We start from the raw sequence: 11,185 nt of genomic DNA on the forward strand, positions 1-11,185 counted from the left end.
GGAGACTTATTTTGAGGTGAAGAAAGACTTGAAAGGCCGTTATCCAAAGCATTATTGGCCGGATGATCCGCTCGAAGCAATAGCGACTAACCGGACCAAACCGCGAGTTTAGCAAGAAAGGGTCTTCAAACCTCGTCTGGAAGCTGGGTGTGAACGCGTCTTGAACGGGGGAGGTGCGATCGGCGGATAGGTGGTGGGGCGCTAACGAACATGAGACGTGTTATACAGGGGCTTGAAGCACCTTCTAAAGAGTAGCGAACCTGAGTCACGTTATATTGGAATTTGGGGCCGTTTGTGACATTTTTTAAGGGCGTTTTAGGGGAATAACGTGTCTGGTACTCCTTAAAATTGAAAATTAGAGCACATGGTCCAAATAAGTCATCCTATGTTCTTTAGAAAAAGTCGGCGCGGTGCCCCGCTGCATATTAATGGTCGTCAGCCACCTAGGTGTTCCAAAATATGATATTGCGTTGGAAACGTTTGAAAGAAAGCAAGGCGGGTAATAACATAGCGAACCACTCAATTCGATGAGGAGGGATTCACTATGCAGAAGAAAATCGTAGGTGTGTTTAATACAGAACGTGAGGCATCATCAGCAATCGAGGGACTGAAAGCCCAAGGATTCACTTCAGACGAAATTTCGGTAGTCACACAGGATCGGGATGAACTGAAGGCCATTCGCGAAGAGACGGGTACAAAAGCACCCGAAGGTGTAGCTGCAGGTGCGGCAACAGGAGGGGTGCTCGGCGGAGTAGCCGGATTGCTCGCAGGCATTGGGGCATTGGCGATTCCGGGCATAGGTCCTATTCTGGCCGCAGGCCCCATTGCCGCAGCATTTACGGGTGCCGCTGTAGGCGCAGGAGCAGGCGGACTTGTAGGTGGACTCGTCGGTCTCGGCATTCCGGAGGAGGATGCCAGACAGTATGAGGAATACGTGCAAAGTGGCAAAATTCTGTTGCTCGTGGACTCTACGGATCGGGACACAGATGTTTATGACGTGTTTAGCAATAACAGTTATGTGAACCGGAACAGTATTGATGTCCATCGAGAAGATGTGCCTGCTGAGCGTCCGGATCTCGATATGGAAGAGCGCAGACTGGAAGCCCAGAATAAGGCGGCTCGATTTGGCAACAATACTTTTCTATAATTCGTATCCCCAAAGAAGGATTCTTCAACTGGAATGATATATGTGAACCACCAGATGGTCAGCAGCCGGTTTCCTTAGAGGAAGCCGGCTTTTGCCCCTATATATCATGCCTGAATTAACGGATGAGCAGGTGTTAAACCTGCCAGGCAGGGAATAACAATACATACAGTAATACGGCCAGGGCCAGTCCAATCACCAGCAACATTAGTGTCAGGAACCGAATCAATTTCGTGGATGCCTGGAACGTCTGCAAATTAATCTGATTGCGTTTTCGGTGGTAAGCGGAAGCAGAGCATAGGATAATCAAAATACCGCTGACCAGGGAAGTAACACCGATGATAATTGCCGCAATATGGGCCATCCGATCATATGCTGTTGAATTGAAGCCAAATCCGGCTGCAAGAAAGCCGACTCCGACCATGGCAATACCGGTACGAACCCAAGCCAGAAAGGTTCGTTCGTTAGCCATATGCTGTTGTACATATTTGGAGTCAATGGTGGTTATGTCTTGGTCTGTATCTGAGATGTGAATCACCCCGTTCATAATATATGGCTTTATTGTACGTTTTTTTCATAGCAAAACCAAGAAAGGGGGCTGTCTGTTTATGCCTCGTAAAGAACGAATTGCAGAAATTGAGAGTCTGAGGGGAATTGCTTTTGCAGCAGTCGTCCTTCAGCACTCCATAGCTCATTACTCCCTAGTCCCTGAAGCGGGACTGGAAGACGGCGTTTTGCTCGCGATGCTGCTGATGCTGTCCAAATTTGCTGTACCCCTGTTTATTTTTATCACAGGCATGGTGCTTTTCTATAATACAGGAGACAAGTTGAACTATGGACGTTTTATGCAAAAGCGATTAACCGATGTAATCGTTCCATATATCATCTGGTCACTAATCTACTTCACACTCGCGCCTCGCGGATGGAACGGATTTGGTTGGCAGGATATCCCCGACCTTGGTTTAAAACTAATTACGGGTAAAACAACCTCGCATTTTTGGTACATTATCATGCTGATTCAGTTTTATCTGTTGTTTCCCCTTTTTTTGCGAGCAATCCGATATGTCTATAACAGATATGAGGCGAAGGGGCGTACAATATCTCTTCTGATCTCCGGTGTGGTGTACCTTGTGCTTGCGGATCAGTTGAGAAATATCGCCAAGTTTATGGAATGGCTGAATGTGCCGGTGCTGACCGATGCCTTTACAACCTATGCCGATCGTAATTTCCTGTATTTCTTTTTTTATTTTGTGCTTGGTGCGGCAGCAGGGCTATCGGTCCAACGCTGGAACGAGTGGATTCAGCGTTTACGCTGGGTATATTGGGCCGTGTTTATTGTACTTGGTCTTCGGTTTATATATATGTTAATGCAGGAGTTCCAGAAGCCGGAGGGCATACGGATCACGTTCTATACCGTCAGTCTCATCCGGCCGGATATGATCTTATTCCTCATTGCTTCCATCATGGTGATGTACCAGCTGGCTGGCAAGCTCCGCAATATTAGGGTAACACGATTGCTGGCGTGGATTGGCGGGGTTTCGTACGGGGGTTACCTGATGCATATGCTTATGCTGCGCTACAGCTATATTCCGGATGAACAGTTTTATGTGGCACTGGGTTTAAATCCCGTAGTGCGCATGATCATCACCTGGTTGCTGGCACTTACGTTATCCTGTGTACTCACATGGCTTATTTCCCGCGTAAGCTGGGGCAAGTGGATTGTGGGAACCGTACCGAAGTCCAGACCTGATTAACAGGTGAGTACATCATTATATGAAAAATTCAGAACAACTCACAGAAACTCACAGAAACTTACTGCAAGGCATACCCAAAAATCGATGCTTACAACGTATGATCTTGCGCGCCTAGCGGAGTTCTTTATGTCTCTAAGTTCTTTAAGTCTCTAAGTTCTCTAAGTGCCCGCAATTCTCAAGTGCTCGAAGTGCTCTAAAAGTTCTAGGTGCTCGTCCATTTGTAAAAAAGAGAGTTGAGGGCCGATAAAATGGAAGCAACAACCTGAAAAAAAGTGACGCCAATACCATGACGATCACTTTTGAAATAAATTTTAAAATTTCATTACATGAAAAATTCATAATAGAAAGCCCAAATTCTCGCTCTACCTTACGTTCCTGCCTATCCATTCATTTCTCCTTCTTGCCTTCCAACGCCGATCGATTAAAGGGAGAAAGACGGATAAAGATGGCAGAAGGGGAACATAAGTTTTATAATACTAGATATATAGAGCTGACAGGAGGGGAATGAACGTGGCTTTTATGATTGCGCAGCGGGCATTTATTAAGCTGTATCTGATTACGATGGTTGAGCAGCACAGGGGATACGGCTATGAAATGCTGGAGGCCATGAAGCAGGAATTCAAAGCCTACGGTTATGTACCACCCCAGAGCGAGATTTACCGGGCGCTGCATGAATTGGTTCAACAGGGTGTCTTTTATCGTACGAAGAAGCTGAAGGGCAGTGATCCCAAAGTCGATTTTCAGGAAATCGTTTTATATCACTTCACGGATGATGGTGCGGAGAAAGCTGAATTATATAAAAAACAGGTCAAAACCGATCTCGATCGTTGTCTCGGCATGTTACACAAGGCAGAAGAGGACAATTACGGAGCGAAAGGAAGATAAGCATGGACAGACACTTACAGTGGGGTGTACTCGGTACATCCACAATCGCGAAAAATGCAGTCATTCCGGCGATCCAGCAATCCGAACGTGGTGAGGTGCTGGCGATCGCCAGCCGCAGCAAGGAAAAGGCGGAAGCTCTTGCGAATGAACTCGACATTGCCAGAGCGTATGGCAGCTATGAAGAACTCATTGCCGACCCGGATATTGAAGCCGTATATATTCCTCTACCGAACCATATGCACAAGGAGTGGACCATCAAGGCTGCTCAGGCTGGAAAACATGTTTTATGTGAGAAACCGGCTGCGCTGAACGCGGATGAAGCAGCGGAAATGATTGAGGCATGCCAACAGCACGGTGTTCTTTTTGCAGAAGCGATCATGTATCGATATCATCCCAAGCATAGACGTGTGCAAGAGATTATAGCCAGCGGGGAGATTGGTACTGTCAGAGCCCTCCATGGCAATTTCACCTGTAATACCGCTGATGACAAAGACAATGTAAGGTTCAAACGGGAGATGGGCGGAGGTTCATTATTTGATCTTGGCGTATATCCAATCTCGGCAGCCCGCATGTATCTGGGGCAGGAGCCAGAAGCCGTAACGGTACATGCTCTATTTTCAGAAGAGCATGATGGCGTCGATATGATGGCTTCGGGACTGGTGGAATTTCCGAATTCGGTAGCGTTAACGTTTGACTGCGGCATGTGGGCCTCCGGGCGAGCCGAGATGGAGATTCTCGGTACCGATGGACGGATTGAACTGCCTAAGGTGTTCGGCTGGGAGAACAGTGATATTCCACCACAGATTATCGTGCATACCGATTCCGTCAGCCGTGAGGAACGTGTATCAGTATCCAACTCCTATGTTTTGCAGGTGGAAACATTTGCAGCCGCGGTGCTTGAAGGAGAAGCGCTGCCGTTCAGTCCGCAAAATACAATTCAGAATATGCGTGTCATTGATGCATGCCTGGAATCCGCACGAACCCGTCAACGGATACAATTAGTCGATTAAAGCAGGAACTAACATGATATTTTGATAGAACATGATAAACATGATCGAAATAGTAGACTCCATCCTCCGGGATGTGAGTCTTTTCGCTGTATCATAATGTCATATTTATATATTTTTACAAAAATAAACTTTAAATTTTATATTTCCGCCAAAATGATGTGATATAAATAGTAAATAGATGGATTGTTCACTATAATCTAGCAGAACGTACATCCTGGCAGATTTCATATCTTACATCACTTACATAGTGGCAACGTTCATCCATTTTAAGTCATTGGGAGGCTGGATTTATGAAAAAGTTTATGTCCACAGCTCTGCTCGCGGTTATGTTAACGATTGTCTTCTTCACGGGTTCACAGATCGCTCCGGTTGGACAACAGAAAGCTTCAGCTGTAACGTGTACCATCATCAACACGTTTACTGGTGTGGCTAACTATCTCAGCGCCAACGGGAAACTGCCATGCAACTACATTACCAAAGCGCAGGCAACGGCACTGGGCTGGGTATCGTCCCAAGGTAATCTTGCTACGGTTGCTCCGGGCAAAAGTATCGGTGGAGACGTGTTTAGCAACCGGGAAGGCTTGCTTCCAGCAGCGAGTGGCCGTACTTGGCGTGAAGCAGACATCAACTACACTTCTGGCTTTCGTAATTCTGATCGCATTTTGTATTCCAATGATGGCTTAATCTACAAAACGACAGACCACTATGCATCCTTTACTCGCTTGAAATAAGGAAGGACAACACAGACATGAAGAGGGTAATACTGAACGGTGAGGAATTTTCCAGCACGGCAGAGCTGCATGAGCTATTGAAGCAAAAGCTCGAACTGCCAGACTTTTACGGTACGAATCTCGACGCCTTGTGGGACTGCCTAACAGGCATGATTGAGCTGCCGCTTGAATTAACCTGGACAAACTACCAGATTAGCAAGGAACGACTGGGGAATGAGGCAGAGAAGGTATATCAGCTGATGTTTGAGGCGGAAGAAGAGGGTATTGGATTCCAATTGAAGACTGAGGACTAGTATATGGATCATAGTTGCAAATTTGAGTACAAAGTGAACAGACCCTGGGGTCTGTTTTTTTGTGTTTTATGGGGATGAACACATCGTTAAAAATATTTTCACGAAAGGGTTGATTTTCGCATATCATACGTTAAAATAAAATTAACATTAAAAATATTTTCACGTTGAGAGGCGGAGTAATCATGAGCGAAGGTACAGTCGCACGCAAACAAGGGATCGGGGAATTAATTCGGATTAAACCTTATGTGCAGTTTATGGTGAGCAAGATCGTCTCCAGATTCGGCGATTCGATTGATTCCATTGCCTATAGCTGGATGGTGTACATTCTGACAGGTTCAAAGCTGCTGATGGGGACATTGCTGGCTGTCAATTTTTTGCCAAGTATTTTTCTGGGGTTGTTTGTCGGTGCACTGGTGGATCGTATGTCGCCCAAAAAGGTAATAGTACTGACGAATACTGGTCGAGGATTATTCGTTGGCATTACAGCCCTTTTGTTTGGTCTAGGTGAGCTGCAAGTCTGGCATCTGTTCGTCATCACCATCCTGAATTCCCTTTTGGAATGTTTCGCGTCACCAGCCGAGGTATCCAGTGTACCGCGATTGCTCCCCAAGTCGATGCTCCTGTCCGGTAATGCCATGGCCTCTTCCGCAACCCGGGTTGCGGAACTCGCAGGACTTGCAGTGGCGGGTACATTAATTGCAATGGCAGGGATCACATGGACGATTCTGATCGATGCTGGTTTGTTTGCCTTAAGTGCACTCCTTATGAGCCGTGTGGGTTACCCGAAAGCTTCAACATCATCTAACAATGAAAATATGATATCCGATTCATCTGATTCTCCTCCAGTAAGAAAAAGTATATTCTCTGAAATGACGGAAGCCTTTCATTTTATGCGTAAACATGTGTTATTGCTGATCGTCTCGATTCTGTTTGCCTTTGTTAACTTCTGTCTGATGCCATTCAATGTTCTTCGCACGCCATATGTCATTGAAACGTTGCACGCCGGAGCGGGAGGATTAAGTCTGCTCAGTGGGCTGATTGTGGCAGGCATGGTACTGAGCGGCTTGTGGCTGTCTCACCGAGGATCGAATTACCGTAAAAGTGTGCTGGTCATCGTAGGCATTGTCATGTTGGGGCTCAGTTATGCCATGACTGCACTGCCGGCTTACATGACGTCCTACCAGCTGCCTGTTGCTGCTGTCTTTTGTCTGATGATGGGCCTGGGAATTCCACTCGCTACAACACCCCTTGCGTCCTATCTCATGGAAGTTACGCCTTCCGAAATGCTTGGCAGGGTGTATGCCCTTCAAAGTATGCTCGTCGTGAGTGTTGCTCCATTAGGGAGCTTGATTTCAGGAGCTCTTGCAGATTGGGTGGCATTGCCGATTCTGTTTATGGTGTTTGGTGTTTTGCTTGCCATGTCGGCCGCTCTGGTACTTTTGAGTAAGACTTTCCGCACTGTTCTATAATAAGGCTTCATGAAACGTGTTATCTCCAGCCTGTTTTGACCGAAACCCTGTCCGGACGGTATAATATACACATGATGGGCAACAGGTACCCCGGAAATGAGGATACAGGTATGCAGCGCAAAGTACTTTCAACAATTGAAGAAATCAAGGTCTACTCCGATCCGTATCGGATACAGATCATGAATATGTTTAATAAACAGGGCAGACCCTCTACGGTCAAAGAGATCGCGGACCAGATGGGCGAAGTGCCAGCCAAGGTACATTATCATGTGAAAAAACTGGAGAAAATCGGTCTGCTCACCATCGTATCGACTCGTGAAATTAATGGAATCATCGCCAAATATTATGAGCCCTTCAAGGGGGAAATCCAGCTCCGTAACGAGGATGAAGAGAATTCACCTTTGAAGGAGGTATTTCGTTCCGAAACCCTCAAATTGTTAAATGAAATGTTCGAGCAGAGCCGTCAGCGATTTATGAATCAGGCGGAAAACGGGGATCGTATGTTTATCTCGGATATGACATTGTATGCTAGCCGTGAAGAAGTAGAGCAGCTGTACAACAATATTACGAAGATGTGTGAACCCTATTTAACGAAAGACAGGCATAATGCGGACCAGGAGGTCTTTCATTTATTCAGTTCCCTATCCAGAGATACGGTGAATAAGCCCGCTAAGAGCACAGATGTGAAATTGAAAAAGAAGGCTTCATCCGATAAGGGCAAGTCCGTTGCAAAAACGTCAAGACCTGCTACAAAGCGGGAGGAATCCTCGTCTGGTGGTCAGTTGGAAGAGTAACCGGAGCATATTTCATCGCGATATTGAAGTTTCAACTGTATAAAGATGATATGCTGGACCAAGAAAAAAGCCGCCATTGGCGGCTTTTTCATGCGCAATTTGGCATGATGGATGACATGTACATTATTTTGCTTAAACGAATTAAATTCGTTCATAAACTACATGTTTTCATCATAGTCTTTCACGTCACGTTTGGCTGCAGTTGCGGGGGAGTTCGATGTGCCATATTCCTCGACGGCTTCCCAGGCGTCTGCGTTATCGAACTTGCCAGCATTGCGCTGTCTTACTTCTCCGGCACCGCTTGGCGGCATCGTCATAACTTCTTCTTCAATCGGCCGTTCGTTGCTTAACTCGCGGTTTGGGGTATCATCGATACAGTAGGCTGTGTAAGGGATCGCTTCGAGTCGTTCAAAGGGAATTTCCTCACCACAGGTTACACATGAGCCATACGTTCCCTGTTCCATTCGTTCCAGAGCATCATTGACCTGATCGAACTCGTCAGTTAACGTATCATCTATCGCCAAGTCACGGCTTCGCTCAAACGTCTCCGTACCGGCATCTGCCGGGTGATTATCGTATGATGACAGCTCACCTGTTGAATCTTTCAGGGACTCGGCTGGAGCACCGTCCTCCATGCTGGATTCAAAATGGCGCTGTAGGTTTTCACGTTGTTCCAAAAGAGCGTTTTTCAGCTGTTGAAGTTGATCTTTGGTTAATGTACTCATAAGGACATGCTCCTTTCCCGCAATGGGGTTGTAGTCAGTCCTTACCCGAATTTCCTAAGAAGCAATCAGTTTCGTATGTAAAGAGGGTCGTTCGATTTTATATCTGACGGATAATGTGTTATAAAAAATAGAGAGAGAAAATGCGGCGGTATCGAAGATCTTCTTGATGCATACCGCGGCGCGTTTGATAATGGAGGGTTGTCAATATGGATGAGCATATGAAACGAAGATTGGACAAACAAAGACAATTGTTCAAGCAATTGGGCGTGCAGCTAGACGCTTTATCGATTCATGAAAAACAATTCAACTATAAACTTCGTGGTTATGATCCGGATGAGGTAGATGCCTATCTTGATTTGGTTATTAAAGATTACGAACGTTTCTATGCCAATATAGCGGATCTGATGGACAAGTGGCAAGAGCAGCAGTTAACGATTCGGGATCTGAAGTCATCGGCGAAGCCAGTGGAGGATCCAACGAAGATTGATCGCAAACAACTGGATGATATTGTGAAACAACTGGATGATATTGTGAAACAACTGGAATACAGCGTTCGGCAACTAAAAATCCGGGCACGCCCTGAACAGGACCTGTTCTCCGAGTAAGCCTGCACATCCGGGATGATCCGGGTTGATATAAAATCAGCATTTTAATGCTCAACTAAAAGGTGGTTAATCATGAGTACTCATTTTTCGGTCAGTGTGCATTGTTTGTTATTGTTGTCTTTCAGCGCGCCTGAACGAATCACTTCGGCACTGATTGCAGGTAGCGTGAATACCAACCCTGTCGTGGTCAGACGTATTCTGGGCGGGCTCAAAAAGGCAGGACTGGTAGACTCCTCACCGGGAACAAGAGGATTCTATCTCGCCAAGCCGTCAAGCGAAATCACATTAGCCATGATCTATCAGGCTGCCAAGGATGAAGGCCCATTGTTTCCGATTCACGGTAACTGCAATCCAAATTGTGATGTTGGCCTTCGTATCGATAGTCTTCTGACTAATCTGTACCAGGTTGCCGAAGCTAAAGTGGAACAGTTCTTCGCATCCATTACCCTTGAAGATATGGAGCGTTCCTGTTCCCAGATGGAAGTTCTTCCAACACATGTTGAATAAAGCGTAATGTAAGGGAAAGGGAAGGTGTGCTGTACTATGAACATTATTGTCATCTCGGACACTCATTTACCTCGAAAAGCACGTACGTTACCCGAACCCCTGCTTGAGGCGCTAGCAAATGCCGATCTGATTCTCCATGCGGGTGACTGGTCGGACTGGGATGTATACAAGCTGCTCAGCGCTTATGCACCCGTTGAAGGTGTTGCAGGCAATACAGACCCGCCTGAAATAGGGCAAAAACTCGGGTTCTCCCGCATTGTTGAGGCGGACGGTTTGCGTCTTGGTCTGGTACATGGACATCTGGGAGCAAAGTCTACCGAGCAGAATGCGATTCACACCTTTGCAGGGCAGCAAGTGGATGCCGTGATTTTTGGACACTCACACATTCCGGTGATGCATACGGTCAATGATGTATTGATCTTTAATCCAGGCTCACCTACGGATCGGCGGCGCCAGCCGCAGTATTCTTTTGGTATCATGACGACAGAGTTGGGGAAATTGCAGGCGGAACATGTTTTTTTTGATAAAAAATAGAAGTTGAAACACGGCATTTCGAATCAGAAGGATCTTCTGTTATTCGGGGTGCTTTTTGTTATATGTGTGTTTAAAAGGAAACCTGCAAGTTATCTCTGAATGGGGAATATGGTCTGCTGTTTATCTGTCATTCATCTCTTCGCGTTGACCCCTATGGAGGTATTCGTAGTAATGATACAATGCGTTTACAACAATAAATTGAATACGTTTACATAAGGAGATGAATGTTGATGAAATTGTCTGTATTCACTGTAGCGACACCGGACTTGACGGGAGATGAATTGGCTTCAGCTGCAGCCGCAGCTGGCATCGAAGGAATCGAATGGAGATATCGCGGAATACCGGCAGATGCTTTGTCCGAAGAACCTTCCTATTGGAGACATAATCGTTGCTCGATAGATCCGGACCAGTGGGAAGAACAGGTATCTGCATTCCGTGAAGCGGCAAAAAAGCATGACAGACAATCGATTGCATTGGTGCCGTATCTGAGCTGTGGGGATCTGCTTGCTACAGAGCAGGCGTTTCAAGCGGCTCAAGCCTTGGGCGCATCCGTGATGCGTGTTGGAGTGCCTGGCTATGATCGCAAAACCAGCTATCCTGAATTGTACAAACAAGCGGTGCATTATCTGAGTGAAGTTCAAGAAATGGCCCAACAGTATAAGGTAAAGGCTGTAGTAGAAACTCATCATCAAACAATTGCACCCACTGCATCACTGGCTTATCGGCTTGTACAA

General features: G+C 46.2%; 14 protein-coding genes and 1 pseudogene. 13 read left to right on the forward strand and 2 right to left on the reverse strand.

The features are described 5' to 3' along the window. A partial coding sequence (locus tag AMS66_RS34465) for an ATP-dependent helicase C-terminal domain-containing protein (RefSeq protein WP_269084577.1) occupies window positions 1-112 on the forward strand: 112 nt, incomplete at its 5' end. Window positions 113-544: 432 nt separating this feature from the next. Beyond that, entirely contained in the window at window positions 545-1,147 is a 603-nt protein-coding gene (locus AMS66_RS28135) for a general stress protein (RefSeq protein ID WP_053783892.1), read from the forward strand. Between the two features lie 133 nt (window positions 1,148-1,280). On the opposite strand, the gene AMS66_RS28140 is transcribed toward AMS66_RS28135, so the two are convergent. Next, on the reverse strand, window positions 1,281-1,691 hold the full coding sequence (locus AMS66_RS28140; RefSeq protein ID WP_053783893.1) for a YidH family protein: 411 nt from the start codon (window positions 1,689-1,691) through the stop codon (window positions 1,281-1,283). 61 nt (window positions 1,692-1,752) lie between these two features. Here AMS66_RS28140 and AMS66_RS28145 point away from each other — a divergent pair, with 61 nt between their 5' ends. From AMS66_RS28145 to AMS66_RS28180, 7 genes and pseudogenes are all read left to right on the forward strand, one after another. Next, window positions 1,753-2,898 carry an acyltransferase gene (locus AMS66_RS28145; RefSeq protein WP_053783894.1) on the forward strand — a complete coding sequence of 382 codons (1,146 nt, stop codon included), beginning with the start codon at window positions 1,753-1,755 and terminating at the stop codon, window positions 2,896-2,898. A 510-nt stretch (window positions 2,899-3,408) separates the two neighbouring features. After that, window positions 3,409-3,783, forward strand: coding sequence for a helix-turn-helix transcriptional regulator (locus tag AMS66_RS28155; protein ID WP_053783896.1), 375 nt, complete (start codon window positions 3,409-3,411; stop codon window positions 3,781-3,783). A gap of 2 nt (window positions 3,784-3,785) precedes the next feature. Then, window positions 3,786-4,793: a Gfo/Idh/MocA family protein gene (locus tag AMS66_RS28160; protein ID WP_053783897.1), complete on the forward strand. Its 1,008-nt coding sequence runs from the start codon at window positions 3,786-3,788 to the stop codon at window positions 4,791-4,793. Between the two features lie 395 nt (window positions 4,794-5,188). Further along, window positions 5,189-5,524: pseudogene (locus tag AMS66_RS28165) on the forward strand (ribonuclease); the annotation flags it as partial. Between the two features lie 17 nt (window positions 5,525-5,541). After that, window positions 5,542-5,817 (forward strand): barstar family protein, encoded by a 276-nt coding sequence (locus AMS66_RS28170; RefSeq protein ID WP_053783899.1) that lies wholly within the window; start codon window positions 5,542-5,544, stop codon window positions 5,815-5,817. A 182-nt stretch (window positions 5,818-5,999) separates the two neighbouring features. Then, window positions 6,000-7,286: an MFS transporter gene (locus AMS66_RS28175; RefSeq protein WP_053783900.1), complete on the forward strand. Its 1,287-nt coding sequence runs from the start codon at window positions 6,000-6,002 to the stop codon at window positions 7,284-7,286. A gap of 71 nt (window positions 7,287-7,357) precedes the next feature. Next, window positions 7,358-8,080 carry an ArsR/SmtB family transcription factor gene (locus tag AMS66_RS28180; protein ID WP_236703657.1) on the forward strand — a complete coding sequence of 241 codons (723 nt, stop codon included), beginning with the start codon at window positions 7,358-7,360 and terminating at the stop codon, window positions 8,078-8,080. 158 nt (window positions 8,081-8,238) lie between these two features. Here AMS66_RS28180 and AMS66_RS28185 read toward each other — a convergent pair whose 3' ends face one another. After that, on the reverse strand, window positions 8,239-8,805 hold the full coding sequence (locus AMS66_RS28185; RefSeq protein ID WP_053783902.1) for a TraR/DksA C4-type zinc finger protein: 567 nt from the start codon (window positions 8,803-8,805) through the stop codon (window positions 8,239-8,241). A 206-nt stretch (window positions 8,806-9,011) separates the two neighbouring features. On the opposite strand from AMS66_RS28185, the gene AMS66_RS28190 reads away from it, so the two are divergent. The 4 genes from AMS66_RS28190 to AMS66_RS34200 all read left to right on the forward strand — a co-directional run. Then, complete coding sequence (locus AMS66_RS28190; RefSeq protein WP_053783903.1) at window positions 9,012-9,410, forward strand: DivIVA domain-containing protein; 399 nt, start codon at window positions 9,012-9,014, stop codon at window positions 9,408-9,410. Between the two features lie 72 nt (window positions 9,411-9,482). After that, on the forward strand, window positions 9,483-9,917 hold the full coding sequence (locus AMS66_RS28195; protein WP_024630344.1) for an Rrf2 family transcriptional regulator: 435 nt from the start codon (window positions 9,483-9,485) through the stop codon (window positions 9,915-9,917). 36 nt (window positions 9,918-9,953) lie between these two features. Then, the gene (locus tag AMS66_RS28200) at window positions 9,954-10,451 is read left to right on the forward strand and encodes a metallophosphoesterase family protein (RefSeq protein WP_053783904.1); all 498 of its coding nucleotides are present in this window, start codon (window positions 9,954-9,956) and stop codon (window positions 10,449-10,451) included. Between the two features lie 230 nt (window positions 10,452-10,681). Then, window positions 10,682-11,185, forward strand: a 504-nt coding sequence (locus AMS66_RS34200) for a sugar phosphate isomerase/epimerase family protein (RefSeq protein WP_236703658.1), incomplete at its 3' end; no start/stop codon positions are given.

It is taken from the genome of Paenibacillus xylanivorans (genome assembly GCF_001280595.1).
Lineage (GTDB): Bacteria > Bacillota > Bacilli > Paenibacillales > Paenibacillaceae > Paenibacillus > Paenibacillus xylanivorans.

Bases quoted from the DNA above. Each gene is read 5' to 3' on its own strand.
- AMS66_RS28185 (WP_053783902.1), bottom strand. From the start codon at position 8,805: ATGAGTACATTAACCAAAGATCAACTTCAACAGCTGAAAAACGCTCTT.
- AMS66_RS28135 (WP_053783892.1), top strand. From the start codon at position 545: ATGCAGAAGAAAATCGTAGGTGTGTTTAATACAGAACGTGAGGCATCA.
- AMS66_RS28170 (WP_053783899.1), top strand. From the start codon at position 5,542: ATGAAGAGGGTAATACTGAACGGTGAGGAATTTTCCAGCACGGCAGAG.
- AMS66_RS28190 (WP_053783903.1), top strand. From the start codon at position 9,012: ATGGATGAGCATATGAAACGAAGATTGGACAAACAAAGACAATTGTTC.
- AMS66_RS28145 (WP_053783894.1), top strand. From the start codon at position 1,753: ATGCCTCGTAAAGAACGAATTGCAGAAATTGAGAGTCTGAGGGGAATT.
- AMS66_RS28180 (WP_236703657.1), top strand. From the start codon at position 7,358: ATGATGGGCAACAGGTACCCCGGAAATGAGGATACAGGTATGCAGCGC.
- AMS66_RS28175 (WP_053783900.1), top strand. From the start codon at position 6,000: ATGAGCGAAGGTACAGTCGCACGCAAACAAGGGATCGGGGAATTAATT.
- AMS66_RS28195 (WP_024630344.1), top strand. From the start codon at position 9,483: ATGAGTACTCATTTTTCGGTCAGTGTGCATTGTTTGTTATTGTTGTCT.
- AMS66_RS28200 (WP_053783904.1), top strand. From the start codon at position 9,954: ATGAACATTATTGTCATCTCGGACACTCATTTACCTCGAAAAGCACGT.
- AMS66_RS28140 (WP_053783893.1), bottom strand. From the start codon at position 1,691: ATGAACGGGGTGATTCACATCTCAGATACAGACCAAGACATAACCACC.
- AMS66_RS28160 (WP_053783897.1), top strand. From the start codon at position 3,786: ATGGACAGACACTTACAGTGGGGTGTACTCGGTACATCCACAATCGCG.